The organism is Candidatus Saccharimonadales bacterium (assembly GCA_036388415.1).
Lineage (GTDB): Bacteria > Patescibacteriota > Saccharimonadia > Saccharimonadales > UBA4665 > UBA4665.
Genome location: DASVRW010000002.1, coordinates 179,284 through 206,098, shown reverse-complemented (window position 1 = coordinate 206,098; position 26,815 = coordinate 179,284). Strand labels below are relative to the sequence as shown.

The 26,815-nt window shown below is 45.4% G+C and carries 26 protein-coding genes and 1 pseudogene; 17 read left to right on the top strand and 10 right to left on the bottom strand.

The features are described 5' to 3' along the window. Nucleotides 1-344 precede the first annotated feature (344 nt). Nucleotides 345-7,136 (top strand): PA14 domain-containing protein, encoded by a 6,792-nt coding sequence (locus VF575_01195; protein ID HEX8182198.1) that lies wholly within the window; start codon nucleotides 345-347, stop codon nucleotides 7,134-7,136. Next, nucleotides 7,133-7,516, top strand: a complete 384-nt coding sequence (locus tag VF575_01190) for a hypothetical protein (protein HEX8182197.1) — start codon at nucleotides 7,133-7,135, stop codon at nucleotides 7,514-7,516. Before VF575_01195 ends, VF575_01190 begins: the two co-directional genes overlap by 4 nt. A gap of 48 nt (nucleotides 7,517-7,564) precedes the next feature. Here VF575_01190 and VF575_01185 read toward each other — a convergent pair whose 3' ends face one another. The 7 genes from VF575_01185 to VF575_01155 all read right to left on the bottom strand — a co-directional run bounded on the left by VF575_01185 (nucleotide 7,565) and on the right by VF575_01155 (nucleotide 14,482). Beyond that, nucleotides 7,565-8,836 (bottom strand): recombinase family protein, encoded by a 1,272-nt coding sequence (locus VF575_01185; protein ID HEX8182196.1) that lies wholly within the window; start codon nucleotides 8,834-8,836, stop codon nucleotides 7,565-7,567. An 88-nt stretch (nucleotides 8,837-8,924) separates the two neighbouring features. After that, entirely contained in the window at nucleotides 8,925-9,500 is a 576-nt protein-coding gene (locus tag VF575_01180) for a DUF4352 domain-containing protein (protein HEX8182195.1), read from the bottom strand. Nucleotides 9,501-9,726: 226 nt separating this feature from the next. Further along, complete coding sequence (locus VF575_01175) at nucleotides 9,727-11,250, bottom strand: hypothetical protein (GenBank protein HEX8182194.1); 1,524 nt, start codon at nucleotides 11,248-11,250, stop codon at nucleotides 9,727-9,729. Next, the gene (locus tag VF575_01170) at nucleotides 11,243-11,656 is read right to left on the bottom strand and encodes a phBC6A51 family helix-turn-helix protein (protein HEX8182193.1); all 414 of its coding nucleotides are present in this window, start codon (nucleotides 11,654-11,656) and stop codon (nucleotides 11,243-11,245) included. Before VF575_01170 ends, VF575_01175 begins: the two co-directional genes overlap by 8 nt. Beyond that, nucleotides 11,653-12,393: a site-specific DNA-methyltransferase gene (locus VF575_01165; GenBank protein ID HEX8182192.1), complete on the bottom strand. Its 741-nt coding sequence runs from the start codon at nucleotides 12,391-12,393 to the stop codon at nucleotides 11,653-11,655. Before VF575_01165 ends, VF575_01170 begins: the two co-directional genes overlap by 4 nt. Further along, the gene (locus VF575_01160; protein HEX8182191.1) at nucleotides 12,390-13,658 is read right to left on the bottom strand and encodes a DNA methyltransferase; all 1,269 of its coding nucleotides are present in this window, start codon (nucleotides 13,656-13,658) and stop codon (nucleotides 12,390-12,392) included. The genes VF575_01165 and VF575_01160 overlap by 4 nt, the downstream gene beginning before the upstream one ends. A gap of 83 nt (nucleotides 13,659-13,741) precedes the next feature. Continuing rightward, entirely contained in the window at nucleotides 13,742-14,482 is a 741-nt protein-coding gene (locus VF575_01155; protein HEX8182190.1) for a hypothetical protein, read from the bottom strand. Nucleotides 14,483-14,536: 54 nt separating this feature from the next. On the opposite strand from VF575_01155, the gene VF575_01150 reads away from it, so the two are divergent. From VF575_01150 to VF575_01140, 3 genes are all read left to right on the top strand, one after another. Continuing rightward, nucleotides 14,537-14,818 (top strand): hypothetical protein, encoded by a 282-nt coding sequence (locus tag VF575_01150; protein ID HEX8182189.1) that lies wholly within the window; start codon nucleotides 14,537-14,539, stop codon nucleotides 14,816-14,818. 107 nt (nucleotides 14,819-14,925) lie between these two features. After that, entirely contained in the window at nucleotides 14,926-15,303 is a 378-nt protein-coding gene (locus VF575_01145; GenBank protein ID HEX8182188.1) for a TIR domain-containing protein, read from the top strand. Continuing rightward, nucleotides 15,303-16,292, top strand: coding sequence for a caspase family protein (locus VF575_01140; protein ID HEX8182187.1), 990 nt, complete (start codon nucleotides 15,303-15,305; stop codon nucleotides 16,290-16,292). Before VF575_01145 ends, VF575_01140 begins: the two co-directional genes overlap by 1 nt. A 90-nt stretch (nucleotides 16,293-16,382) precedes the next feature. On the opposite strand, the gene VF575_01135 is transcribed toward VF575_01140, so the two are convergent. Continuing rightward, a complete protein-coding gene (locus tag VF575_01135; GenBank protein HEX8182186.1) occupies nucleotides 16,383-16,550 on the bottom strand; it encodes a hypothetical protein in 168 nt (55 codons plus the stop codon). A gap of 54 nt (nucleotides 16,551-16,604) precedes the next feature. Here VF575_01135 and VF575_01130 point away from each other — a divergent pair, with 54 nt between their 5' ends. Further along, on the top strand, nucleotides 16,605-17,267 hold the full coding sequence (locus tag VF575_01130; GenBank protein HEX8182185.1) for a hypothetical protein: 663 nt from the start codon (nucleotides 16,605-16,607) through the stop codon (nucleotides 17,265-17,267). A gap of 310 nt (nucleotides 17,268-17,577) precedes the next feature. On the opposite strand, the gene VF575_01125 is transcribed toward VF575_01130, so the two are convergent. Continuing rightward, nucleotides 17,578-17,730, bottom strand: a complete 153-nt coding sequence (locus VF575_01125; GenBank protein HEX8182184.1) for a hypothetical protein — start codon at nucleotides 17,728-17,730, stop codon at nucleotides 17,578-17,580. Between the two features lie 11 nt (nucleotides 17,731-17,741). Between VF575_01125 and VF575_01120 the strand changes: the two genes are divergently transcribed. The 11 genes and pseudogenes from VF575_01120 to VF575_01070 all read left to right on the top strand — a co-directional run bounded on the left by VF575_01120 (nucleotide 17,742) and on the right by VF575_01070 (nucleotide 24,874). After that, nucleotides 17,742-18,722 (top strand): glyceraldehyde 3-phosphate dehydrogenase NAD-binding domain-containing protein, encoded by a 981-nt coding sequence (locus VF575_01120; GenBank protein ID HEX8182183.1) that lies wholly within the window; start codon nucleotides 17,742-17,744, stop codon nucleotides 18,720-18,722. Further along, nucleotides 18,719-19,474: a sugar phosphate nucleotidyltransferase gene (locus VF575_01115; GenBank protein ID HEX8182182.1), complete on the top strand. Its 756-nt coding sequence runs from the start codon at nucleotides 18,719-18,721 to the stop codon at nucleotides 19,472-19,474. The genes VF575_01120 and VF575_01115 overlap by 4 nt, the downstream gene beginning before the upstream one ends. A 201-nt stretch (nucleotides 19,475-19,675) precedes the next feature. Beyond that, nucleotides 19,676-20,074: a hypothetical protein gene (locus VF575_01110; protein ID HEX8182181.1), complete on the top strand. Its 399-nt coding sequence runs from the start codon at nucleotides 19,676-19,678 to the stop codon at nucleotides 20,072-20,074. Nucleotides 20,075-20,263: 189 nt separating this feature from the next. Beyond that, on the top strand, nucleotides 20,264-20,563 hold the full coding sequence (locus VF575_01105) for a hypothetical protein (protein ID HEX8182180.1): 300 nt from the start codon (nucleotides 20,264-20,266) through the stop codon (nucleotides 20,561-20,563). 163 nt (nucleotides 20,564-20,726) lie between these two features. Next, complete coding sequence (locus VF575_01100) at nucleotides 20,727-21,146, top strand: hypothetical protein (protein ID HEX8182179.1); 420 nt, start codon at nucleotides 20,727-20,729, stop codon at nucleotides 21,144-21,146. A 16-nt stretch (nucleotides 21,147-21,162) separates the two neighbouring features. Further along, nucleotides 21,163-21,390 (top strand): hypothetical protein, encoded by a 228-nt coding sequence (locus VF575_01095; protein ID HEX8182178.1) that lies wholly within the window; start codon nucleotides 21,163-21,165, stop codon nucleotides 21,388-21,390. Nucleotides 21,391-21,443: 53 nt separating this feature from the next. Then, entirely contained in the window at nucleotides 21,444-21,830 is a 387-nt protein-coding gene (locus VF575_01090; protein ID HEX8182177.1) for a hypothetical protein, read from the top strand. 116 nt (nucleotides 21,831-21,946) lie between these two features. Then, a complete protein-coding gene (locus tag VF575_01085) occupies nucleotides 21,947-22,597 on the top strand; it encodes a hypothetical protein (GenBank protein ID HEX8182176.1) in 651 nt (216 codons plus the stop codon). A gap of 95 nt (nucleotides 22,598-22,692) precedes the next feature. After that, nucleotides 22,693-23,202 carry a hypothetical protein gene (locus VF575_01080; protein ID HEX8182175.1) on the top strand — a complete coding sequence of 170 codons (510 nt, stop codon included), beginning with the start codon at nucleotides 22,693-22,695 and terminating at the stop codon, nucleotides 23,200-23,202. Nucleotides 23,203-23,265: 63 nt separating this feature from the next. Next, entirely contained in the window at nucleotides 23,266-23,655 is a 390-nt protein-coding gene (locus tag VF575_01075) for a hypothetical protein (GenBank protein HEX8182174.1), read from the top strand. 274 nt (nucleotides 23,656-23,929) lie between these two features. Further along, nucleotides 23,930-24,874, top strand: a pseudogene (locus tag VF575_01070) (glycosyltransferase family 4 protein). A gap of 124 nt (nucleotides 24,875-24,998) precedes the next feature. Here the strand turns inward: VF575_01070 and VF575_01065 are convergent. Next, on the bottom strand, nucleotides 24,999-26,780 hold the full coding sequence (locus tag VF575_01065; GenBank protein HEX8182173.1) for an alpha-amylase family glycosyl hydrolase: 1,782 nt from the start codon (nucleotides 26,778-26,780) through the stop codon (nucleotides 24,999-25,001). Nucleotides 26,781-26,815: the final 35 nt, after the last annotated feature.

The window sequence follows — 26,815 nt, the reverse complement described above, 5'->3', positions numbered from 1 at the left end:
TACTGAGATATATGCTGGAACCGTCCGAAAGGGCGGTTTTCTTCGTTTTGCTCCTTAGTTTAATTCTAACCGCGACCGATTGCCATTATGGTAAGCATGCGGCCAAAAAGCCGACCAGGTTCCATAACCGGTTCTTTGATAATTTGTAACGTTTAATCGTTCAAACGATCGGTCCTACGACAATTATTAACAGTATTATCATCTATTAGTAAATGACTTTACTTCTTTCATATAGATGTAGATTACACAATATATAAAAGCACTAGCAGTATTGCCGATATTGTTACTGCTGCTGTATGATTTGAGTAAGTAACAATAAATACACTTATGCGGTAGGGTGTGTCATGAGAGGTTTTGGCCAAAAATTCAAAGCAATTGCAAAAGCGCCGTTAAAATTGACGGCGCTTTTTTTATTACACAAAAAATACAAGCTTAATGAGCGTAAAATCAAAGACTTTAATATGCGCTTTTCCGCAGTAACAGTTGCAACCGTTTTTACTTTTTCAAGCCTTACAGTTGGGTTAGGTTCATTTCTTTATGATTATCAGCAGAAGCAAGCCCGAACGCCTCAAGCCTTGAACAATGTCGCTTCAGGTGCCGTCCCGGTCGATCTGGGCGACGCTAAGAAAGTCTCTAAACTTCCCGATAAAATGAAGAACGAGTTGAGCGAGACCCGTAAGGTACTTCAAAACGGTAAACCACGGGATCTTACAAAAGTTAAAGTACTCGACGAAGATCGCAGTCCAACTCAAAAGACCTTCCTTAATAAAGATGGCAGCAAAACCGTCGAGCAAAGTGTTTTACCGACAAGTTATCAAAAAGACGGCAAGTGGCAAGACATTGATATGACTCTCGAAAAAGACAAGTCAAAGAACGAGTGGAAAACAAAAGCCAACAAGTGGCAGGTAACTTTTAAGAAATTAACTGAAACTGAGGGCGTTAATGTAAAGCAGGGCAATCAAACTGCAAAGTTAACTCCAATAGGCGGCAAAGATAGCGAGCCTGAAGTAAGTGACAGCGGCTCTGACCAAATTGTTACTTACAAGAATGTTTGGCCTGGGGTAGACGTAAAGTATGAAGTTAATGCCTCCGAGCTAAAAGAAAGCATCGTTATTAGTAAGCCGGAAAGTCAAACCAACTTCAAATTTAAATTAGATGGCGCAAGCTTAAGTCCAAATCCTGATCAACCTGGCTATTATAAATTGGACGGTGAAATGGCTGACCTTAATATAGCACCACCTACTGTTGGCCTTGCCGACCAGGGTATTGTCGGATCCGAACCATATGTTAAACAGACAATTAGCAACAATGAAATAACCGTCGATGTAGACAAAGATTGGTTTTCAAAATTAGATAAGAAATCATTTCCGGTAATTGTCGACCCAAGCTTTGTATCAAACAATGGCTTCAATTATGTGAACTACCGCCACGATGGCTACGTATGCAATCCAGGTATGGGCTGCAGCAACAGCGCTGGTAACAACAGACCGTACTATATCTGGCGGTTTGCTACGCACGCTAATTTTGATCAGTTACAAGATCCTAATAAGTACTTATTAAATGCCTCTCTGCACCTTCAAATGGTTGAGCCAAATGATTCCTCCATATCTACTAAAGGTACATACGACGGACGTATGTTCTACGCACGCCACTTAGGTGCATTCAATTACCATGGTATTGACGGAAGCTATGGTACGGCCAGTGCTAACATCGGTTACCAAGGTGACATGGACGTGACTGAGCTCTACCGTAAAGCGATTGCAGGCGGCGATTTCGGCTTCTGGATGATGGTTAATGGTGATGAAAGTGATAACTATACATTTAAGACTTTTGATTATGAAGACACCCGTGTCACTTTTACTTATGACAATCTTCCAGCTGCTAGTGCTTTAACTGCTCCGGCAGATAAAGCAACGGTCGTTAATGTACAACCGTTTCTAACAAGTGGCTACGCGACCGATCCTGACGGACAAGCGGTTAAGTATCGCTTCCGCGTTACGACTGGCAATGATGGAAATAGTGGTATGGTCGTATCGTCTGATTGGCTCGATTCACCGCAGTGGACGGTACCGGATAACGCATTGAAAGACGGAACAACTTATTACTGGAAAGTGCAAACGTGGGATCAAGTAGATGCTGGCAATCCTGCAACTGGTCGGCTAGGTTCTTGGAAAGACAGCGAAGTGCGGTCGTTTAGGGTTGATATGCGCAATGGCAAAGACGCTACGCAAGCCTTCGACACTGTTGAAGGGGTTTCAACTGATTTGGCAACTGGCAATGTAACTACTTCTAATAACACTCATTCTGTTAGTGCATTAGGGGGCTCACTAGGCTTAGGACTAGAATACAATTCCCCAGTACGCTCACGTAATGGGCTGACTGCCCAGTATTGGAATGATGCGGCCAACTGTGCCTGCTTCCCAAGCACCGCACCGGCCGTAACTCGTGTTGACGGTGCTGTGGACTCTGATTGGTTGGGCGGATCGCCGCAACCGGGCACGATTAGCAATGATCATTTCTTAGCTCGTTGGCAAGGTTACTTTGTCGCTCCGCTAGATGGAACATATAAGTTTGGTGCTGATGCTGATGATGGCGTTCGTATATTTGTGAATAATGAAACGACCGCGAAACTGGACAGCTGGGGTTATAGTTCACCGACATTGAGATTCGGTACAGATTCAGTACAGCTGACTGCCGGACAAATTATTCCTATAAAGATTGAGTACTTTGACTGGGAGCAAGGTGCAAGAATGAAATTGTATGTAAAGGGTCCTCAGTTTGCCAATGCACAATCTAATCCAAATGGTGAACGGGTCGTGCTAAGTAACTGGCTTCAAACCGGCGTAAAGCAGGTGAGTGACAAGTACGGATTAACAGGACGGTATTACTACAGCGACAATAATGGCCCCTCACCAAGCTTTCCTGCAAATGCTAATGACCGACTTTTCTTAACACGTAATGACAGTCAGGTATCATTCCACTGGGGAGGCGGTAGTCCAATTCCAGGTGCGCCTTCAGACGACTTCATGGTTCGCTGGAGCGGCTATATCACTCCTCAAGTCACCGATAACTACAAATTTAAGACAGTAGCTGATGACGGCAGTCGGGTATTCCTTAATAATTCGACTACGCCGATACTCAATAACTGGGCTGATAACCCTGGCATTACGACACAATCAAACACCGTTCAATTAAACGCCGGTCAGTCATATCCAATTACTGTCGAGTACTATGAAAACGCCGGTGGTGCTACCGCAGAGCTACATATGATAGATTCATCGGGAGCTGAACGGGTGGTACCAGCCGAAATGCTTACACAAGAAGTACCGGCCTTACCGGACGGTTGGAAGCTAAGTGCAGATGAAGATGGTGACTTAACTTACGAATTTGCTGCAATTAATAACAGCAGCGTAGTCTTACGTGACGCAACTGGAGAAACTCATGAATACAAATACGTTAACAATGCTTATGTTGCTCCGCCAAATGAAGAAGGCATATTGACTCGTAACGCCGATGGCAGCTTAACTTTGCAGGATTCGGATGGAAAAACCTACGTCTTTAACTCCGATGGTACTATTCGCTCGGTCACTAATCCAGTCGATAGCCGCAAAGCAGCCGTCATAAACTATGATTACGGTACAAGCCCCGGATCTGCTAACCCTAACATCACCCATCTATTGAAGTTAAGCGATTCTGTGGACACTTCGCGTTTTGCACAATTGATCTACGCTGGTGAATCGGCTTGTCCAGCTGTGCCATCAGGTTTCGATGCCGTACCGACAAATATGGTATGTGCCTTAAAGACCTCCGATAACCGTGTAACTCAATTTGTCTATCAGAACGATCCTACTGGTAAGCCGCAACTCGCACGAATTGTTGAGCCTGGCAATGAGATACAATCATTTGGCTATGATTCAGCTGGAACTGGGCTACTTACGCAGATGCGAACCGCACTAGCAAACGATGCAGTATCTGCTGGAGTAAGAACTCAAAGTGATTTGCTTAATACGACCATAAGCTACGATTTGATTGGTCGGGCTACAAAAGTCAAATATCCTGAGGCAACACCGGGAGCTACCAGGCAAGCTCATTCCTATCAATACAACAGCGTTGATCCTCAGAGTGGCGTAGCAAGTGCCGGATACTCATTCGTAAAAGTTGATGGTGCCACGGAACCAGTCGGCTTTAACCGTAAGGTTGAATACGACAGTACCTTCAGGACCTTGCAAGATACTGATTTAGCAAACTTGATGACTACGACCGAGTGGGATCCAGTTAAAGACATGATCCTGTCTACCACCGACCCAGTCGGTCTTAAAACAATGCATATCTATGATTATGCTGATCGGTTGACTGATAGATACGGCGCAGCACCGTCCGCTTGGTTTGGAGCAGATAGAAAGCCATTAGCTGCTTATGTATCACAAGTACCGCGTAATCAAAGTGGCTATGATGAAGGCATTAATAGTCTTGCTGCTACATACTATAACTACAAATCCAGCACTAAAACATTGAGCGGAGCACCTAAGAACCATCAGACAGGTATTGGCGGCTCGAACGGTGATATCAACCGGACGTGGGGTTCAACCGTACCGACACCGGTCGATACTGGCAACGGCAATACTGGCTGGGGCGTACGCTTAAGTGGTGATGTCAAGCTCAATGAAGTAGGCGTACATACGTTCAGGGTACATAGCGACGACGGTGTCCGTTTATACGTTGATGACAAGCTTATCATCAATGACTGGGAAGACGGCGGCCAACGCTCTCACGCTATGAATATGAACGTTACGATTAATAACACCGTTGCTAACAGCTATCACCCTATCCGAGTTGAGTATTACAATAAGAATACAACCGAAAACGATGCTCAACTCATTCTTTACAAAACTTCGCCGGGAGGATCCGAAACAGCTGCATTAGGATCACTGCTGACACCCCGATACGGCTTAACAACTTCTCAAAAGAATTTCGATTCTAGCACTCAAGTCGGTGACACACAGACAAATACCAATTACGGCGCCAGTCCAGAGTTGGGCCTCGCTCAAAGTAGTATTGTTGATCCGGGCGGGCTTAACTATAACACCTCCTCTAGCTACGAAGCACAAGGCGCAACTGGGAGCTTAATGCGCATGATTGGCAAGACACTGCCTGGCGGCACCAACACAAGTTACGGCTACTTTGGTGCGACTGAAACAGCTGATAACCCGTGCACACCTGCTACTGAAGTATTTAAGCAAGGCGGCATGCTTAAGCTTAAGACTGAGCCGGGTCTTGCCGGAGCCGGAGCTGCTCGCACTACTGAAACAGTCTACGATGACGCAGGTCGGGTTGTAGCTATCCGCTATAACACTGACCCGTGGACATGTACAACCTATGATGATCGTGGCCGCGTCACACAGGTGCAGATACCAGCCATCAATGGTGCATCAGCCAGAACAGTTACTAATAGCTGGGCAGTAGGCGGAAACCCACTGATTACAAACACGAGTGATCCTGAGGGCACTATACAAACGACATTTGATTTGCTAGGTCGAACCGTTACCTACTCAGACTCGTACGTAAATACTACACAATATGTTTACGATGCAATTGGCCGACTCACCTCTAAAACCAGCCCGGTTGGTCTTGAAGAATACGTTTACAATAATTTTAATCGCTTGACAGAGCAGAAACTCGATTCAGTAGTACTATCTTATGCTGGCTACGACGCCTTTGGCCGCTTGAACAGCGCAACATATCCGACTGCCGGATCATCCGCTGTCAGTATCGGTTACGACCAACTTGGACGTAGTAACAATGTTACTTACACTCTTGGCGACAGCACATCTCAAGTCAGCGATTCGGTAACTCGTTCGCAGTCTGGTCAGATAATCTCCGGGACAGAGCTAGGCCAAGCGAAAAGCTATAGCTATGACAAAGCCAGTAGATTAGTAAGTGCAACGGTTGCAGGGCAGCAGTTCACTTATGGCTTTGGTACCGCTACCGGTTGCGCCGTTGGCGACAACGCAAACGCCGGGAAAAACGCTAACCGAACAAGCGCGACCCGTACTAATGGTGGTACGACCACTACAACTAACTACTGCTACAACAATGCCGATCAGCTTGTGAGTTCGACAGATCCTACTGTAACAAATGCCGAGTACGACGCCCATGGCAATACCCGTTTCCTTGGCAGTGGCACGACCAGAACAGAATTCCGTTACGATTCAAGCGATCGCAATAGCGCGATAATTGAGAATAATGGAGGCGTCGAAGCCTTCTTCAGTCGCGATGCGCAAAACCGCATTAAATACCGCAGTCAAGACAATTATGGATTAAATCAAAAACAAACCTTTTCTGGCTACACTGGAACTGGCGATACCGCTGACTTCATCCGTAATACTAGCTGGACGGTCGTTGAGAAGTACCAGGCACTTCCTGGTGGCGTTCTACTTACTATCCGACCAACTGAAACCGATGCTGCTAAAAAAGACACCTACAGTCTACCGAATATACATGGTGACGTCATGGCAACAACAAATACTAATGGTACAAGTACCGGATCATATCAATATGATCCATTCGGTCAATTGTTGTCCTCGACTGCTGCAGACAACACTACCGCTGGCAATAGCTATGGCTGGGTCGGTAAGCATCAAAAGCAAACTGAAAAAGACTTTACTCTTAAGCCTCAGGAAATGGGTGCCAGGATCTATATTGCAAGCCTTGGTCGCTTTTTACAGGTCGATCCAATAGAGGGCGGGGTAGAAAATCGATACATTTACCCAGCTGATCCAATCAACAAAGAAGATCTAGACGGACAAGCAGCTTTCTTAATACCAGTAGCGATATTTGCGGGGAGAATAGCAGTTCAGTACGCCGCAAAACATGTAGCCAAGAAAGCTGCTACAGTAGCGGCTAGAAATCTTAGTGAAAAGCTAGCTATGCAGACTGTTCGTGCAAATCCAAAAGTAGGCATAGAGATAATGAAAGGAAAAATTAAAGATGCTAGATACTCAGCCAAAGATGGGTGGCGAAAAATGGAGTACAGGCATGTTCCTTTGACAAATAAGGGTAAGAAAGTTATAGTACATTACTTCTACAACTCGTCTAAGAAAGCTGTAAAACAGGTGAAGATAAAGAGATATCGATGAAACTGAAGTGTATCAAAAATAACATAAATGATCTAAGTGTTAAATTGAGAAAGTTCGCATTTACGCAGGACCAAAACGGTAATCTTGAAATCACGATTGATAAAGAGTATACAAGTTATGGTGTTCGTATCAATGACTTGGGTAAATTCTACTTTATCGTTACTGACGACAGCGAATTGCCTTGGTGGATGCCATCAGAAGTTTTTGAAGTTATCGATTCTGAAACGCCTATTAATTGGAAAACTGAACAATTTGAAGAATACGGTAAAGAAACTATTCAAGCGTCTTCACTCTACTTTGGACACGAAGAGGACATTGAAGATGGAACGGAAGAAGGATGGAAAGTATTTCAAAATATGAAAAGTGAGCCTGAAAAGTAAATTGAAATAAAATTCATTTTGGATTTATCGTTGGTATATCGCTGAATCTTACTTTACAAAAGCGAGAGCTCCAAAAGTGAGCTTAAGTTTTGTTTCAATTCCAGCTGCCAGAGCCGTTTTTTCGCTTTCTGATCCACAGTCCAGTACATATCTCGAATATTCGATGAACGGCTTGTCGAGGGGCTGCTCAAGTTTGTAATGAGCAAACAAACTTTTGGTAGCACTGTAGTGTCGTTCGACTTTAGCCCTTAACTTACTGCTGATACGTATTCCGTTGTAATTCTGCTCAATAAAGTCTTGGAGTATCAGGCAGAAGTTTGTTTCGTTGATATATTTTTCCTTGCAGTTAGGATCAACGCGTCGAGTGCAACTATAGTAAACGTGACGGTTATAGTCTCCGTTTTTCAGCTTTTTAAACTTTTCCTGCGCCGTAAAGCTTGCACCACATTGGCCACATGATATTAAGCCGCGGAAAGCAAACTGCTTCGATCCCCACACGCCTTTGTTTACACCGCGCGTTTGCTGTACGAGGTCGAACAATTCTTTAGAAACAAGCGGTTTATGCGCGCCCTTGAACCATTTGCCGCCAGGCGACTCTGGATACTGGAATTCGCCATAATAGAAAGGGTTAATGAGGATGGCAAGAACCTGGCTCAACATGACCGGCAAGCCAGATCGGTTGCGGAAGTCCTGGCCGTCAAGCCAGTCTTTCAGTTTCCGGCCGCTCCAGCCCTCCTGGCCAGCCTTACGGAACATTTCAGTAATGATATCGGCTCGGTCAGGGTCAGGAACGATGTCCTTGATACCACCGAATGCCCGATTCATGTAGCCGAGCGGTGCGACCCCTGGCCGCCAGCCCATTTCACACTTCGTTTTAATACCTCGTTTGACGTTGATGCTTTTGTTGTCATTCTCAAGCTTTGCCTGCGAACAAAGGATCATAAGCAAGAACTTCTCATTTGGATTATTAGTAAATGTTTGTGAGTACGTCTTAATATGCAACAATTTACCCTGGTCCATTAGATCTACTATAGAGCCGAGATCACCGGCATTTCTAGATAGACGATCGGGTGCCCATGTAAGCACAGCATTATACTCGTCACCCCGTAACCCTTTAAGCAATTGATTATAAACTGGCCGCTTACCCGACTCTTTGGCCGAGTAACTTTCTTGCAATTCGCATACTACATTGAGTCCACTACTGCTAGCCAAGGCTCTCATTTCAGCTAACTGAGAATCTATACTCATAGCTTGGCGCTCATCTGATTCACTGGACTTGCGAGCATACAAGCAGTATTTAAGTTCGGGTTCTGTGTTCATAACACAAGTAATGCCGCAAGTGTTTCAACAAGTCCAGCATAATAAAAATAGTCGCCATGAAGACGACTATTTTATGATTTTCGTGCTTCTATTGTAAGCTGACTTTTACACCACCCGAGAAGGCACTGTCGTGTAGCTCTGCCGTGACCGGCGTTTTGTCTTTTGGCAAGTCGAAGGCAATTGCACCTGTAACGCTATTACCTGGATTGATCTGATTTAGGAAGGTACTGCCCTCAGGGTTAGCATATAGTGATGCAGTGCCATCGGCGGAAAACTTGGACCCGGCTGCATCATAAAGATACTGACTTGAGCTATCAAACGTTTGGGCTTCGGTGCCGACATTCTTGACGCTAACATTAGCCAGGCAGAATTGACCTTGCGCCTGCTTCGTTAAGTACTCATTGGTACCGACTGACGCTTTGCCGCATTCGATGCTGGTAACGGTGAATTCAAATTTGCCGTCTCGGGCTGTTTCATTTAGTTTTGCTACCTTTGCTTTGTCGTCTGTTTGAGCTGCGTTACTTGATCCACTATTCGAAGCCGTTTGGGTGTTTGATCCGCCACTACCAGCCGCAGAAATAATCACTCCTAGCCCGACAAGAACTAGGAACCCGGTTAATATTTTATGTCGTGCGAAAAAGTTTCGCTTTTTTGTGCTATCCATGGGATTAGCCTCCGTTTAAGTTATTGTGAGCGCTGGAGGCTGCCCGATATATAAAAATGGACAGCCACACTAGACTGTCTAGATCAGAGCAAGCAGTGATGCCTACTTTTTCGCATGGCTGCCCATTTTTATGGCATCACCACGCGAGGCTGCTCGCGCAATACTGAATTACTCTGATCTAGACAATATTGATTATACCTGCTATACGCTGTCAAGCCTATCCATATCACCAGCCATGTCTTCGTCCCTCCCAGCGGCTACTTTCAAAAGCATTTCGGTGCTTCCAATAATTATCCCAAAAACCCGTGCCCCATGTGACTGTTCCTCCTGAAGGCCTGTGATCATGCTCCAATACCTTCTCGAGTAATATCGAGAATGCATCTGCCAAATCGTCATATCGTTCGCTACCAAAACCTAATAGCTGCTGGAGAAGTTGGTGGCCACCGTATCGAGGGAAGACAACTTTGCCGCTTTCAACCAGATGACTGATCGATAACAATCGCGCTCGCTTGTCTTGGCCGCGTACCTTTACGCCTTCGGCCTTATAATTCTCTTTTGTTAATTGTTCAATAACCGATCCCTGGTAACCAACTTCCTCAACAAACAACTTCACGCTGCTTTTTGTACCAAGCTTAGCAACTAGCTCGTGAGCCTTTTCGAGCGTTTTTAAATGGGACATATGGGCGTTGACCGGATCCGGCAGAATATACACTTTCATATTTTCGCCGAGACCATGTATCTCAGCAGATAACATGGCTGTACAGTCGGCGGTAGTGCGCTGGGATATGGCCAGGTCAATGCCAACCGCCTTGTAACGAAGTGTATTAAAATCCTTAGACGGCAGATTATCATAGTATTTAATCCATTGCGGTAATATAATCTGATCCTCATCGGGTATTATCTTGAGCATATATTCACGAAGCCAAGCGCGGTCATTACCAAGCTTTCGTCGGGCGGCTTCGACGGCGGCAATATCTGGATATTTACCAGTCCATAGCACTTGACCATCATCAGAGACAAGCGGGTACGCTTTAAAGACGCCATCCATGTCACCGGCTTCAAACCGGGCTTTGACGCGCATGAGGAGGGAATCTTCGTGTAATAGGTTGCCGACCATAACAAGCTTAGTATTGTTGTCTCCGGCAGGTATGACTTCACCGGTCAACCAATTATGGTTCTTATTACGATTTTCATAAGTCTTCACGGATAATAGATCTTCAACGTCATCGCATATAATAAGGTCAGGGCGGTGTTTACCATGCCGAATACCGCGGATACTCTGATCGGTTGATGCGGCACTAATACGGGCGCCATATTGGCTTAAGACAAGCGAAGATGATCCCCATTCATCGCTTTCTTCTTCAAGCGGGCCAAAATCCGCACGTAGTAGCTCATTATTTTCAAACTCTCGTTTAATATTCGCCAAGTGCATACGAGCTTGGTTTTGAGTTTGGCTTAGTATTAATACAAACTTCTTTTGCTGCACTCCAAGGATGGACCAAATTGGATATGACAAGGTAACCATTGTCGACTTACCGGAGCCACGAAAAGCAACGATCACTATATGGTTGATGTCCGTGCGCTCTGTTAAATTGAATATCTCCTGTTGAAACGGCGCAGTCGGATACGATACATAGTCCGCCAGATATAAGCTAAAAAACCATTCATGGCTTTGCTCGGCGGTCTTCATTCGCACCTTACGGTCAGACTGAATATGTTGCCATAGTTCAGCCGGTAGTTGATTATTCATTGATATCTTTCAGGCTTACTTCATTACTTAGAAGTCCAGCCAGCTGCAGGGCAGCCCGAACCGTAGCCGCTTGTTCTGGCGTTAAGGCTTCATCCTGGTCAGTCCGGGCCGTTAGCTCGACGCGGGTAGTATAGCGTTTGTGGTGGTGTTTTAGCCAAAATGTTATAGCCCCCATATTCTGCTCCTTAATCGCACTGATGAGCTGCGATTCAGCTAGATCATTGATTCGGCCAATACTTTCCTCAAGCGCCTCATCGCAGGCTTCGGCAAATGCTTTATCTGCCTTACGCCAGCGGTAATAGGTACTGCGGGGGACTTTGGCCTGTTGGCAGGCCACCTCTACAATCGGTGTCTTTTCAAGGCGTAACAGTAGTTGCTTCTTATCGGCTTTCTGGTTGCGGCTCATATTAGCAGCTCCGCTGTTTGGCCAGTCAGTCTTTCCCAACGGTCAATGATTACTTGGCAGTACTCCGGGTCAAGCTCGACTGCCAAGCATTGGCGGTTAGTCTGTTCACAAGCTAATAGAGTACTGCCACTCCCGGCAAAGCCGTCAAAGACAATATCTCGGACGCTCGAGCTATTAAGTAGAAGCCGCCGTAATAAACCGACTGGCTTCATAGTCGGATGCAGTTTGCTCCGATTCGGCCGGGGATAGACCAGAATACTTTTATCTTTGCTCTTTTTAAAAGTATGGGTGCCATACCAGCCATACAGAATTAGCTCGTGCTGAGGCAAGTAATCCAAGCGGCCAACCACCGCATGAGTTTTAGCCCAGATAAGAAGTTGAGCAAACTTACAGCCGGTAGACTTCATAGCTTCAACAGTCGGCACCAGCATTTTGTCCGAATTAAAGATATAGATACTATTCTTGCGGGCCAGGTGCGGCTTAACCGCCTCGATCCATGCCACGCTGAACGCCTTGTATTCCGTTTCGTCTCCGATATTGTCATTAGCGATAACCTTATCGGTCGCCAAACTAGCAATACCGCGTTTGCTTTCAACATATGAGACGCCGTAGGGCGGGTCAGTTAGGACCATGGCTACTTTATCTGCGCTTACAAGCCGGGCAAGTAGGTCCGTGTCACTAGAACTGCCATAGGCTAAGCGGTGGCTGCCAAGCCGGTATATGTCACCGGATTTCATAGCTGTACTACCTTTTTGCCAGTTAGCGCTTGCCAACGGTCAACGATGACCTGGCAAAATACCGGATCGATTTCACTAAGTAGGGCCACACGCTTCATTTGCTCGCAGGCAATCAACGTTGAACCTGAGCCGCCAAAAACATCAAGCACCATATCGCCGACTTTCGTGCAGCGTTTGAGCGGCTTTTCATGCAAGGTTACCGGTTTCTGCGTTGGGTGCTGGTACTCCTGTGCTGATTCACGTTTAGCCAGCCAGATGTCAAATAGATCCGTAATATCATCGATAGTCCGGTTACCGGGTGATATGTCTTTATTAATAATCTCTGTCAGGTTTTTACTGGTATCCGATAGATACGGATTACCACGAGTCGCATAAACGCAGGGTTCGTAGGCCTTATTAAAAGCTACCTTTGGCACCATGTTGAAGCTGTTCTTGATCCATAGGCAGACGCGCCGGTTCTTAAGATTATTTTCCTGCATAAGTGATTGCAGTAAGCCAATGTAGTTCTGGTCGCAGTACATAAATACATGGACGTCTTCGGCCAAGACTGGCATCGCGGCCGTCAGCGCAGCCTGCAGAAATTGTTTATACTCATTATCTGATTTATGGTCTTTGGCTGAACCACCATATTTGCCGCCGGTGTTAATACCTTTGCTATAATCAAGTTTGATATTGTAGACCGGATCACTATAAAAAATAGCGGGGCGATCAGTGCTTACTAGCTTAGTAATAACGGTCGGATCAGTCGAGTCGCCGCATATTAGCCGGTGGCTGCCAAGTCGAAACATGTCACCGAGTTTGATATCAGTGCCTTCAGCTTGCTTGACGGCTTTTTCCTGATTAAAGCTATCGTCATCGGTTTCCAACGCATCATTCCAAATGTCGCCGAGGTCGCTATCATCAAAGCCAACGTCGAGCAAAAGGTCGACATCAAATTGCTTTAAAAGCTCAAGATCGAACTCACCGGTATTACGGTTAAGTCGTAGGTTCAATTCTTTTTCACGATTCTCATCCGGAATATCAACATAAACCACCGGTACCAGGGTATAGCCGAGGTCTTTGGCAACTTTGAGTCTGAAGTGGCCGCCAATAACAATGTTCTTGCGGATAGTAGCGCTATTGGCGATAATCGGATCGACCATTCCAAAGCGCTTAATGCTTTCAGTCAATTGACGGATCGAATGTTCGCTCCATTTTCTTGGGTTATACGGTGCGGGATTTAACAATGACACGCCGACTTGTTTGATTTCCAATGTTTCCGACATAACTTTTCCTTTCGTTATGTCTTAGGAATAACAAAAAACCCCGCTTATGAAACGGGGGAATATAGGGGTATTATGAGGGTAGACTACTGTTGGCGGTGAATAATGCCGTGGTACACCAAACCTTGGCGACGGTGCCGGTCATAATCTAACCGATAGCCTGATTCACGCATATCCTTTTTAAGATTCTTCATAATTTCGCGTACGCTGCCAGCCTTAAAATGCGCTCTTAGTTCGTCATTTTTAATAAACTCGTCTTTACGGCTCTCAAGTAAGTGCAGTAGCTTGCCGTGTTCGGAAGTATTTGCGTTTGCACGGTACATTGTATGCTGATTAATAACAAAGTTGCCATATTGGTCGATTGAAACAGTAAGATTTGTACTGTCTGGTAATTGTAATGACTCATCCGCAATAACAGCTTGTTCAAGTTGGCGCGGCATAAGGATATCTGGCGTTTCAAAGTTGATAACAAACGGTATCGAGCCAAATGTTGATTGTTGGAAGCCTGTAATAAGCGAGCTGCTTAGTACTTTTTGCCAAGCCGTAATCGACTGGTTCAGCTGAGTATAGGGCATTGAGACCGAGCGAAAAGCCGCACCGTGAAACAGCATTGTTCGACGGAACTCTTTGAATATTGGTACAGTTATTGAACTAATTCGTGGCATTATTGCCGCCACCTGGCGTTGCTGGGCTTCAGCAATTAGGGCTAGCTTCTCAGCCGGTAAAGACGCTTCAATCGTTTTTTGGGCAGCACGGCGAGCTTCGGCAGCAACATGGAATTGCTGCGCCGTCGAAACTTGGATTGAAACTGTTCTCCCGTTGCTCACGTTTACCCCTATCTTAATTATTATTATACCAAGCTAAAGTGCTACTATTAAGTCATGAACTACATAAAAGAACTAGCCGGTGAAATTCATGGCCAAATCCCAGCCGAAGTTTTACCAGAAGCCGAAAACCTTGACGAGCTAATGCTTATGTACGCCGTCTTGGCGCTTGCGAAGCATACGCAAGTTACCAACGAAGACGTTCACAACGTCTGGGCCGCATGGATGAGTTTTAATGACCCTGAGCATCGATCAATCAAACCATACGATGAACTGGAGCCGGACGTACAAGAACAAGACACGCCGTTCACCGAAGCAATTCGTCGAGCTGTACAATAGCTCAAATAAGAATATTTGACCATGTGCATTGGGCTGTTGACAAGTTGCAGCGTATAATAGTAACAAGCAGCGTATCTAACGCCGACTTATGAAAAAAAGGGGGTAATATGTCTGACAATGATAAGAAAATTATATTTGTAGCTTTTGCAATTGAAGATGAGCATCAGCGTGACTTTTTAAAGGGTCAATCGCTACATCCCAGGCAACCATTCGAATTTATCGATATGTCCGTAAAGCAAGCATACGATAAAGAATGGAAGGAACGTGTTCGTACGAGAATCCGTCGATCCGACGGTGTTATTGTCCTAGTAAGTAAAAACTCTCTTACATCCGAAGGTCAAAAATGGGAAATCGAATGTGCAAAAGAGGAGAGCACGCCTGTGCGAGGAATCTGGGCATACAGCGCAGATCGGACAACAATCAGCGGAGTAACCACGTATACATGGTCTGATGCAAACATTAGTAATTTCATTGATTCTCTATAATGCGTAAGGCTTTAATTGTAGGCATCGATTTTTATGAGAGAATAGGTAACCTGAGTGGGTGCGTAAACGATGCTCATGCCGTAAAAGCCATACTAGAACGACACTCCGATGGGACATTGAACTTCGCTACTCCTCAGCTCCTAACCGGCAATGATGCCGGAAGCGCCATCAGCCGAGAGCAGCTTAAAGATGCGGTGCGAGAACTTTTTGCAGACGATAGTGAAATTGCTTTATTTTATTTTGCCGGTCATGGATACATAGAAGATGTAGGCGGCTACCTTTGTGCTAGTGACGATCGATCCGGTGATGATGGATTGGCACTAAGTGAAGTAATGACACTAGCAAATCAATCTCCAGCGCGAAATAAGGTAATTATACTTGATAGTTGCCATGGAGGCATTGCCGGTAACAATGCGTTAGTTACTGGTCTTGCTGAAATAAAAGATGGTGTTACGATTTTGTCAGCATCGACAGCCGACCAATACGCCATGGAAACTCCAGGTGGAGGATCTGGTGTTTTTACTAATTTGTTTGTCGATGCTCTAAATGGGGCTGCAGGAAACCTTCTTGGCGATGTAACGCCGGGAAGCATTTACGCACACGTTGATCAATCATTAGGTACATGGGCTCAACGCCCGGTATTTAAAACAAATGTTAAGACTTTTGTTTCTCTGCGTACTGCAGAGCCTCCAATCGCATTAACCGATTTGCAAGCGATAACTACACATTTTCCAACAGCTGATTTTGAATTTGCTCTTGATCCGACGTTTGAACCGGTACGTTCTTCAGATGACGCAAAAGCTAATGTACCCGTTCCAAATTCAACTAATACAGCTATATTTGCTATTTTGCAAAGATATATTAAAGTTAATCTACTCCGTCCAGTAGGAACACCACACATGTGGAATGCAGCAATGGAAAGTAAGTCCTGCGAACTTACCGTACTTGGCCAACACTACTGGAATCTTGTGAATCGTGGATTAATTTAATTAAGAGAATCAAACAACTCAAAAAGTAATAATAGGACATTGCCAGAAACTAGCGTTTCCTTATAGTTATTAATGATATTTTCGAGACACTCATTTTATGCCATTTACTGTCTCATTTGTGCCATTTATCTCTGTTTGAGGTTCAAGACCTGTATGGGGAGCCAGAGAAGTATTCATTACCAAATCAGAAGCCAGCATTGCTTCGGAATATGATTTGTAATTCATTTTATATATGAATTTTTGTTCGTAATATTCCATGTTATAAGTTTGACACTGTGTCTTTGTTATAGTAAATTATACGTTATGTCGTCTATGTCAGCCCGAAATCAGTTGCAAAGACTTGGAGATCCAGCAGGCTATTGTTTACCTCTATCACTTGATGCTGCTATGCGCAACGCTGAATTACCGCAAAGATTTTATGATATGTTTCGTGAAGGCCATGAGGATGGCGGCCTAGGGTTTAATGACTGTATCTCAACTTTGCTTAAGGATTTTTTCAAAGTTGACCCGCAGCCCGACACTGATACCGCTCCTGTAGCTATTTACAATGCATACGGTGCTAGTCCACAGCTGTATTGTCCGGATGCTCCTTACGACTACAGCGATGAATTACAGAACTGGTCTAATACTAGCGTAACCGCAAAGCAACTTCGAATCCGTGATTTGATTAAAAATGCTGGAGAAGCAAATTGCCATATCCTTTTTGATAGTTACGGTGGAGAGGGTGGACATATTGCAGGGCTTGAATTAATAGATAGGGGCGCTGGATCAATGTATACCGCAAAATATGTAATTCGCGATGATGTTGAGATAGTAGGTGACAGGATGTATGACAGTAATGCATTGTCAGGTATTGATCATACATTACATGGAGAACGTGACGATTACGTACCTCTCCCGGAATTTTCAGAACCATGGTACCCTGAAGGCCAATCAAGCCCAAGCCTACTCATACTTCCGCCTGAGCCCAAGTAAAAGTAGCAATTAAACTGAATTATCAAAACACTGTAACTTTTCTATGATTGTTGATATGATTTTGACCTCATTGATAAATTTGATTTGGCTTGTATTTTAACACGCGACAGTATAACGATAAAACATTCATAGACATTATTTGTAATTTTAGATGGTTCCAGCCTATCCCACTCATCCGAGCCAGAGAATTGCGCATTACTAAATCAGAAGTCGATTTATACGGCTTCTTTTTTATTGCCTCTATATTTGTGCCATTTTCCAACAAGCTTTAGAACAGTTTTTAACGGCGGGCTTCAATACTCAGATCGTTCTACTTATCCCATTTATCGAGCCATTTCTGGCACTCGCTACGTATGGCATCGTTGGTGGTTTTTTCAAAATGTTTGCCGGCTTGCCAGACGGCAGTGAAGTCAGCTATGCGGTTATTGACGTCGAGTTGGATTCGGAGGATACTAGCAAACATCTGGAGAGAAAATGATACGCGTTGCTATAAATGGTTTTGGTCGATTTGGAATGCATCTATTGCAGTATTGGGTAGACAACTATAAAGGTGCGCAATTTGATATTGTTGCCATCAACGACGACGCCCTAAGTATCGAAAAAATTAAGACTATCATCAAAAATGATCCTTATTTAACACTAAAAAATAGCATCGACTTCAAAGAAAATGCATTAATTATAAAGATCGGAAATACACACAAGAATATATCATACAGCACAGTTCAACTTGGAAGCGTTTCTTGGGTTGGGGAGGTGGACCTACTTCTAGAGTGCTCTGGGAAGCACACAGAAAAAAGCGATTGGAGCGAAGTATTAATAAGCAAAACACGTTATGTCGTTATTTCGGCTACTTCATGGACGGCAGATCAGATATTAGTGTACGGGTATAATCATCAGAACTTTAGTCAAGATGTACGGAAAGTAATTTCGTATGGATCATGCACGGTTAATGCCTATATACCGCTAGCTAAATGGGTACATGACAGGTGGGGCGTAATCGACTCGGATGTCGGCGTGATCCATAATATCCCATTACACAAAAACGGAAAATTCAACACGCTTGAACGCCGTGCATGCACTCTTGAGCAAGTCGCACCACATTTATTAGACTTTCTTCACGAAGATAACTTTACAGTTATCTATACGTTGGTTCCATACACTGGCGTATCAATGATCGACTACCGCTTTCGGGTAACAAAAGAGACATCGAAAAATGAGTTCATTGATAGCTTATCGGATGCACTTGCATCAGGCGATTTAATGGACCTGTACGGATTGGCTGAATATGACAATGGACCCGAAGAGCACAAATTTACGAAGAAATCAGCTGTACTGGTAAAACCAAATATTAAAGTGGTCGGAGACAATATTTATATTGGCGGGTATTTTGACAATGAAAATTCCGTTAACCGCTTCTTTGATATTGCAAATTATATTGCAAAGGCAGAAAAGTGAATAATACGAAAATAAATGTCGTACTGCTATGTGGGGGTCGAGGAACTCGATTTAGGGACGTGACTGAAGATAAGCTGCCAAAGTCGCTCTATAAAGTGCAGGACAAAGAACTGATCCGTTATACCCTCGACAGTCTGGATTCAGCACCTGCTATTGATAAATTAATCTTTGCAGTAGATCACCAGGCAGACACAATGGTGCAATGGATACATCAGCAAAAATTTTCAACGGAGATCGTTATTTCGCAACAGAAAGCGCCAGGCATTGTAGCAGCAATAATGAGCGCCTCACCCTACCTCACATCATCGCATTTTATTCTTTGTAATACGGATGAGATTCGTGTTGGTCTTGATGTAGACTCTTTTATAAATCAGGGTTTGAGCATAATCAAAAACGATGAGTGTGCGATGGCTACAACTCGGGCCCGCAATTTATTTCGCCATAGGGTTATTGAAACAAATGGCGCAGATGTAATAACCACGACGACACTCAAAGGCGAAAAATATAAACAATCTCCAGAGGTGGAAGGGATGATAAATATTGGATTTTTAATGGTACCGAAATCAGCGATCCATACTCTAGATGAGCGTTATGGAAATGACTGGAGTAGTGTCATCAATCCGCTCGTTGAGCTAAGGAAAATGCATGCGGTCTTTAATCCAGACATACAGTACTTCAATGTCGGAACGTCCTCTGAATTGGATGAAGCGAATGAATTTCTGAGCGGTATGCGAGCAGGAACAATGAGCTAAGCCCGAGCAAGGTGTCATAACATTCAATTTTTAGCAAACTGCGTTTAGCGATAAGTCAGCAAAAGTCAGTAGTTCAATCCGACAACGACTCCAACTCATCCTACTCCACCGAGCCAGAGAATTGCGCAATTTGGCATGTATTACAATATTTGTTAATATGTTTGATTAAGAATGTACTGTGTTTCGTATAGGAGTAAATATATGAACGTTGAATTAAGGAATAAAATTGCAGCAGGCACATTATCAGTCGGCTTGCTTGCTGCGGCTGGCACCGTTGGCGTAGTTACATTTACCAACAGAAGCATATTTAAGATACCTGAAGATGCATTCGAAGATACGTATACCGATGGTGGTGCATGCTTGGAAAATACCATTTACGATCTTAATAATGGCGCCACTACCATTACCAGGATACTCGACGGGCAAGACATTATAACCGTATATCCTAATGAAAAATTAGTTAACTATGAGGCGCCGAAGCTTAATTTCACCTATCGCGAGATCGGAGCATATGGTATATGGGGATTAGATGTTAGATATGCCGACTATGAGTCAGGGCAAGCATTAGCTAAACTTGGCTGCAACGTCGAGCAGTACTAATTTTGAAGTAGATAACTATTGCCGGTCTACTTGGCTCCAATATTTTCAACGCCATTGCGCTAGAGAAGTATCTGTTACCTCCGTTATTTCCCCTGAATGCTAATACGACTCAGCTATTCTATAGCTCCAATTCGTCCTGCTCCAACAGTTTAAACTTGACAATGCAATTTTTTATAGTATAGTGTAGATATGAAAAACCCAACTATTGCTACTATACTGAATATTATTCCTGGATTAGGTTACATATACATCGGTGGCACTAAGCGTATTTTTGGTATTTTGCTGCTGACGACTCTTGTCCTGGCGGTCGCTGCAATGTTCGACCCGTTGCTAGCCGTAAGCCCAGATGATCCATATCTCAATGCTGGATTTAGAGTGTGGGATATTTTATCATTCCTTTGCTTTATCCTTCCTATTGCTGCGTTTATGTACGATGCGTATCACAGTGCTCTCCTGAATAATTCGAAATATAAAACTACAAAGTCATAATTCGAAGTTCGTTTATCAACGGCAGGCATGGCAGTCGGCCAAGCCATATTTTTTAAGCGTCATTGCATAGGACGAATACAGGTAGACCTGTTTTTACATGTAAACCTTAGGTTTTATATTATGGCCTCAAGTATTGAAAACAGGTATATACTTATGCTTAGTTATGGCCAACAGTACTCAGTCAAATGCGGTTAAAGTTGTCTTGTTCGGTTTGCTCATGATTGTCGCAGTACCCCTGTTTGCAATTGCGAATAACAGTTCTGATGTAAACCCCGTCAATACGAAGGTAAATGTACAAGAAGTTTCCGCGGTTCAGCCAGTCGCTCCGGATCTAGAATCAGCTACACCCGAACCGGTGCCGGATAGTGTACCTACACCCCCTGAGGCCATTGATAGCGAACCAGTCGTTACGACACCAGCTGACGCTCCAGACAGTGATTGCGACCCAAATTACACACCCTGCGTTCCGAATGTTTCCTACGATTTGGACTGCGGTGATATCGGCATGAGTGTATCTGTGATAGGCAGTGATACGCATAGGTTCGACCGCGATAACGACGGATACGGTTGTGAGTCCTACTAAGGCGGCTTGGTAAATCATGAAAATGAAAGCTCGTAGTAGGAATTGGCTGCTTGTTTCCATCGCCTCTATTATTATAATTTTAGACCTGCTGATCATTACTGGGGTTGTTCTGTATAGTATCCCCTTAGGTTGGTGGTCATTTATTATCGTTGCTGGAGCATTATCATCTTTGTCACTATCGGTAATGGCGATAAAAACAAATGACCCAGCATGGCTACTGCTTGACATAATTATTCCAAGTTAACGGTTCGGTACACTTTAACAGACTTTATTATCTTTATGTGTTTATATAAGGCTATGACTATATCCACTGCCGAAAGACGCCAAATCGAAAATGAGATGATTTTCCGTCGTTTGAATGAGAAAGTCGGTGATGATCTCGGCGCGCTGGACGCCATGCACATCGAAGACGGCAATGTTCACCTGATACGGGACGAGCTGTTACTCTTGCGCTTCAAATGCGAGTGCTCGGATGAAAACTGCAATGAACGCATACAGCTTGAACTGAACAAATATCAGCAAATCCACGAAGACCGGAATTTGTTTATCATAAAGTTAAACCACCAGGTTGATCCGATCGAAAAAGTAATTCGCCGCGAAAAGCACTACAACGTAGTCCGCAAGAATAATTCGACGCCGGAGCCGGGCTCAACACTGAACATAACGACAATCGACAATAGCTAGCGGTATACTCGTCAGTCAGCAATAGTACAGTCTACTACCAGTCAAAATGATATAATAAAGCCTATACGGGGCGTCATCTAAAGGGGCGTCAAACGGGGGAGGGTGCAGTTATAGTATTGAAAACATGGAAGCGAAAATTGAAGCGCTATGGTCTGCTGCGGTCACTGCTACATCTAGACGCGAAACGACTTATGGCAGGCGGCGCATTATTGCTGGCCCTGATGTTCGGCGCGGGCTGGATGGTGTATAACTACTCTATGACACCACGCGTCGATCCTACAGTCTATACACCGCTTCTCAACACCATTGCCAAGGGAGAGAGCAATGGAAATTATAATGCCCATTACGGCAACGCATCAAATAGTTCGATACGCTTCACGGATATGACCGTCGGGCAGGTACTGGCATGGCAGGATGAGTTTGTGCGCCAGGGCAATCCCAGCAGCGCTGTCGGCAAATACCAGATCATCCAGCCGACATTGTCGGGACTGGTGCAGAAACTCGGCATCGACTTGAATGAGAAATACGACGAGGGGATGCAGGACCGATTGGCAATCGCGCTGCTCGAAAGACGCGGCGCACTCGAATACGCTACAAACAAATTATCACGCCAGCAATTTGCAGCGAATCTGGCTATGGAGTGGGCCGCCTTGCCAAAAATAATCGGATCGAACCCTGAGCAAAGCTACTACGCCGGCGACGGACTAAACAAAGTGCAGGTCAGTATTGCCGAGGTGTATCGGGCGCTGGATAACATCCAATCTTGAGCCGTATAAGCTAGTGGCCATGTACATCAGGCTACGCCCAATAGTAGCCCGACCTATCTATTTACTTTTATGCTTAAATATGATATTATCATAATATGTCAGAATATATTGATTTTGAATTACTTGCAACATCTAATACAAGTCTCGCGCGCGTGATAGAGGATAGAGAAGTCTTCAATGTTGATGCTGCAGAGCGGCTTCTCCGTAATGCTCTCGTTATCACGGATCATTTAGCGACATTTGAATGGGAAGCTCTAACCCCAAATACTCACGACAAAATCAGACTTGTTGCAGAGGCAGCTATAGCGATTACTCTAGACAATGACAGGGTGGTAGCGGATGAACCCGATGAACAGGCACTTGTATACACGCACGACACTGTCAGTCAGAGTTTACACGGATTGCACCGCAAATTGGCCGCGCATCAGTATAACGCGTCCGATCCACTAGAAGTTAACCGCCTCAAACAAGCTGTCGTTCTGGGAAGCGAAGCGTTTGCCGCTATGGTCGCCGAAACCTATTCAAAGCCAAATATTAGAAGCAGTTATACATACTTTTCAGGCAATACCGACGCTGCTATCTATCGATTACAAAATCAGGACTAAAACATACTCAAGCAGTTAAATTCTTAGCTTCGCGGATATCACGAAGCCGCTATGATGAGGCGTATGAAACACTCACACTTCATCGCTGCACTCGCTATTACGCTCTCAACTTTTGTCGTTGCGGGTGGTAGCGCTTCGGCGGCGCAATTATCAGTCGTGCAGGAAATACACGTGACAGCTCGCATATTGCCGATGCGCAGGGTAATCGTCGACAACAATGGTCAGATACTCACGATCATGTCCAATACCAATGACGACGTTGCGCCGACATTCTTTCGAAACAAGGATATTCCCGAAAATCAACTAGTACCGTCTACCGAGCTAACTGCTCAATACAATAGGCTCGTCCCAGCTGGCAGCGGCAAAATCGGTACCTTATACAAGCGCGGACCGATTGCCAAAGCGCTCCCGGCTCGGCTCAGCTTCGCATCAGTATTTTCGGCTCGCCTGTAGCCGTACTAAGCTGATTCAAGATCATCAATAACTTTATATATAGCACTCCTGGCAGTTGTAGCGCATACTATATCAAGCAAGAATTAATGAAAGGATACGTAATGTCCAAAGATAAAGGCAAAAAAGAAACCAAGAAACCGAAGCAGATTAAAGCAGTCTGACAGGCTGAAGTTGCTCATGTTTCTAGCTAGAATGGAAACATAGAGGAATATCTCACACCTTGGAAACAATTTTCCAGGTACTATAAGGTGATATTTTATTACGGAGTATTTACATGATATCGTTCGTTTGGTCGTCAAAATATCCTTTTACGGCAGGCTCGGGTGGATCAGAAACGTATACAGCGGGACAAATACGCGAACTCCATCGGCGCGGTATCGAAGCACGTATCATTACGATCGGGCATGGCCTGAACGACGGCCGGGATGATTTTCCCGATATTCCTTTCCTATCCCTCGAATCAAAGGAAGAACTAGCAGAGCTCGACGACCTGCTTGTCTATGTCATCTATCCACTGGCAGTCAAGACAAAACATCAGCCATACGCTATCCTGCATTGTCCGCCACCGACGTTTCAGCACGGCGATCCGCTGTACAAACGCGAAGCCTTCCGGGACGTTCGCCTGATAACGGCCAGTAAATTTGCAGCTGGTATCTGGCGGCGGTATCTCAAGACTAATTTCAGCCGCATGCCAACTGTCTATCCCTATGCCGATGTAGCATTTAGTCAGGCACAGCGAACGCAGGGCAGGCGAACCGGCCGGCCGCAAGTTTTATTCGCTGGTCGCCTTAAGAACGATAAGGGTATTTATACATTACTGGCTGCAATGTTCATGGAAGACAAGCAGGAAGAGCCGCCCTTTGACTTAACGGTTACGACGTCAGGCAGCAATACGGCTGAAGGCAAGGTCCTGCTGGCAATGCTCCGCAAAAACCCTTACGTCACAATTGCTCCGGCCGAGCGCGAGCCAAAAGATATGGCTGCCCTGATGGCAAAGCACGATATCGTCGTCATGCCTTCGACGGCAATCTTTTGGCAGGAGCTATTCGGTATGGTGTCAATTGAGACCCAACACGCTGGATGCCGGGTTGTTGCCTCGCGTTCTGGTGGGCTACCGGAAACAAACCTTGGCGGGGTGGTCCTGGTACGTCCTGATGATCCCAAGTCGCTTGCAAATGGTATTGCCACTGCAATCGCAAAAGGCCCGCTGACAGCCCGCGAACGACGACAGGCGTGTAATGAATTTACGATCCAAAATTCTGTTGGCAGCTTACTAAAGGCCATTAATTATAGTGGCTATCTGCGTAAAATTGAACGGAGCGCTCGTGCTAGTAGCGCTGACGCTATGCCAGCTCGTATACGGCGGCCTCGTGCGGGCGAAGCACTATCTTCGCTGTCGATGCGGAACGCGGCGAATCGCCTGCGTCCTCGGATGAGCTTGAAGCCTGCTCAAGCGGGTAGTTCTCATGAGTCGAAACAACCACGCGGCCGAGCTGATAGCCTTGCGAAAAAGTAGCAGCGCATTCAACAGCCTGATCTGAAAAATTTATAAGCGTAATATATGACATACCGTCAGCATTCTTGTGATCGGCCGCTGGCCGGCGTATGAATCCAAGGACATGCTGGCTGCTAACATCGAGTACAGTTATCGTGCCGTATTTGATGGCATCCGATCCAGCCCGAAGACCGCTCAGCTTTTTGTACAGATTAAGCAGTGAGTTTGGATCAGTTTGCTGAGCTTCGACATTTTGCTCCTGGTAGTCCGGTGCGACAGGTAACCATGTCTCGTCAGTTGTTGAAAAGCCAGCGCTCTGGCCGCTCGACCATTGCATTGGCGTACGCTGCGGATCGCGGCCCTGGCCGTAGCCGAGCTCCAAACCCGGTTCGCCTTTCGCGGCCGGATCCTGCACTTGGTCACGGGGTATGACGACATCTTTCATACCTATCTCGTCCCCATAATACAGAAATGCCATGCCAGGCAGCGTCAGGAGTAACACAGCAGCTGACCGTGCAGCCTCGGCACCGATACGGGAGGCTATGCGCGGTTTATCATGATTGCCAAAGGCATAGCTCGGTACGCAGTGCGGATCTATCTGGTGCAGCGCGCTGTGAAAAGCGCGCAGGAATCTGCGCCAGGCGCCAGCCTCCCAAGGCAGCTCCAAGGCTTCAAAATTGAACGGCGCCGCCACCTGCGGGTCCATGCCGACATAAAAATTAAGATACTCAACCAGTGGGTTATGGCCCTCGGGGTAAGCTTCAGTGACCATGAAGCGCTGTTTGTCCTTGTAGCGATCTTCGTGCAGCACTTCGGCCATTTCTGACAAATAGGCGTAGACTGCCGGCCAGCCGCGGCTATTGTCATGCTTCAGCGCATGATAGGGCAGATCTTCACCTTCGACGTATTCTGGGTCAACCGGATCGTCGCTCATCAGCGGCTCCTTGGCCATCCAGTAGACGGCGTCAACTCGAAAGCCGTCGACACCGAGATCGAGCCAAAAGCGCATAACTGCCCGCATAGCCTCACGGACGGCAGGGTTGCTCCAGTTCAAATCAGGCTGGCGCACATCGAAGCTATGCAGGTAATATTGTTGCCTCGACTCACTCCATTGCCAGGCCGTCCCACCGGTAAGAGCATCGCGCCAGTTATTTGGCGGGCTTGGCTGGTCGCTACCATCACGGTATACTGGGTCGCGCCAGACATACCAGTCGCGAAACGGATTGGTAGTGTCGGCCGATTTGGCAGATTCCTGGAACCAGATATGCTCATCCGAGGTATGATTTGGCACTAGATCGATCATGACTTTGATGTCACGCGCTGCCGCTTCTTTCATAAGCGATTTGAAGTCATCCAGTGTTCCAAAGAGCGGATTAACATCGCAGTAATCTGAGACGTCATAGCCGAAGTCTGCCATGGGAGACGGATAAAATGGGCTAAGCCAGAGTGCAGTGACATGTAGATCCTGCAAATGATCGAGGCGGCTGATAATGCCGGGTAAATCACCAATGCCATCATTATTACTGTCCTGAAAGCTGCGTGGATATATATGATAGACCAGCGCTCCCTCGGGCCAACGCCCAAAGATCTTGTCTTGTCCAGGTATCAAAAATGGTGTGTGGTCGTTCATATCAGTATGCATCCGGTTAGCGTAACGTATACCTA

Coding starts and splice junctions, on each gene's coding strand:
- VF575_01130 (HEX8182185.1), top strand. CDS start 16,605: ATGTCAGCCCGAAATCAGTTGCAAAGACTTGGAGATCCAGCAGGCTAT.
- VF575_01165 (HEX8182192.1), bottom strand. CDS start 12,393: ATGAAATCCGGTGACATATACCGGCTTGGCAGCCACCGCTTAGCCTAT.
- VF575_01065 (HEX8182173.1), bottom strand. CDS start 26,780: ATGAACGACCACACACCATTTTTGATACCTGGACAAGACAAGATCTTT.
- VF575_01120 (HEX8182183.1), top strand. CDS start 17,742: ATGATACGCGTTGCTATAAATGGTTTTGGTCGATTTGGAATGCATCTA.
- VF575_01100 (HEX8182179.1), top strand. CDS start 20,727: ATGGCCAACAGTACTCAGTCAAATGCGGTTAAAGTTGTCTTGTTCGGT.
- VF575_01185 (HEX8182196.1), bottom strand. CDS start 8,836: ATGAACACAGAACCCGAACTTAAATACTGCTTGTATGCTCGCAAGTCC.
- VF575_01110 (HEX8182181.1), top strand. CDS start 19,676: ATGAACGTTGAATTAAGGAATAAAATTGCAGCAGGCACATTATCAGTC.
- VF575_01105 (HEX8182180.1), top strand. CDS start 20,264: ATGAAAAACCCAACTATTGCTACTATACTGAATATTATTCCTGGATTA.
- VF575_01170 (HEX8182193.1), bottom strand. CDS start 11,656: ATGAGCCGCAACCAGAAAGCCGATAAGAAGCAACTACTGTTACGCCTT.
- VF575_01175 (HEX8182194.1), bottom strand. CDS start 11,250: ATGAATAATCAACTACCGGCTGAACTATGGCAACATATTCAGTCTGAC.
- VF575_01190 (HEX8182197.1), top strand. CDS start 7,133: ATGAAACTGAAGTGTATCAAAAATAACATAAATGATCTAAGTGTTAAA.
- VF575_01145 (HEX8182188.1), top strand. CDS start 14,926: ATGTCTGACAATGATAAGAAAATTATATTTGTAGCTTTTGCAATTGAA.
- VF575_01150 (HEX8182189.1), top strand. CDS start 14,537: ATGAACTACATAAAAGAACTAGCCGGTGAAATTCATGGCCAAATCCCA.
- VF575_01135 (HEX8182186.1), bottom strand. CDS start 16,550: ATGGAATATTACGAACAAAAATTCATATATAAAATGAATTACAAATCA.
- VF575_01080 (HEX8182175.1), top strand. CDS start 22,693: ATGTCAGAATATATTGATTTTGAATTACTTGCAACATCTAATACAAGT.
- VF575_01095 (HEX8182178.1), top strand. CDS start 21,163: ATGAAAATGAAAGCTCGTAGTAGGAATTGGCTGCTTGTTTCCATCGCC.
- VF575_01075 (HEX8182174.1), top strand. CDS start 23,266: ATGAAACACTCACACTTCATCGCTGCACTCGCTATTACGCTCTCAACT.
- VF575_01180 (HEX8182195.1), bottom strand. CDS start 9,500: ATGGATAGCACAAAAAAGCGAAACTTTTTCGCACGACATAAAATATTA.
- VF575_01125 (HEX8182184.1), bottom strand. CDS start 17,730: ATGTTTGCTAGTATCCTCCGAATCCAACTCGACGTCAATAACCGCATA.
- VF575_01195 (HEX8182198.1), top strand. CDS start 345: ATGAGAGGTTTTGGCCAAAAATTCAAAGCAATTGCAAAAGCGCCGTTA.
- VF575_01090 (HEX8182177.1), top strand. CDS start 21,444: ATGACTATATCCACTGCCGAAAGACGCCAAATCGAAAATGAGATGATT.
- VF575_01160 (HEX8182191.1), bottom strand. CDS start 13,658: ATGTCGGAAACATTGGAAATCAAACAAGTCGGCGTGTCATTGTTAAAT.
- VF575_01140 (HEX8182187.1), top strand. CDS start 15,303: ATGCGTAAGGCTTTAATTGTAGGCATCGATTTTTATGAGAGAATAGGT.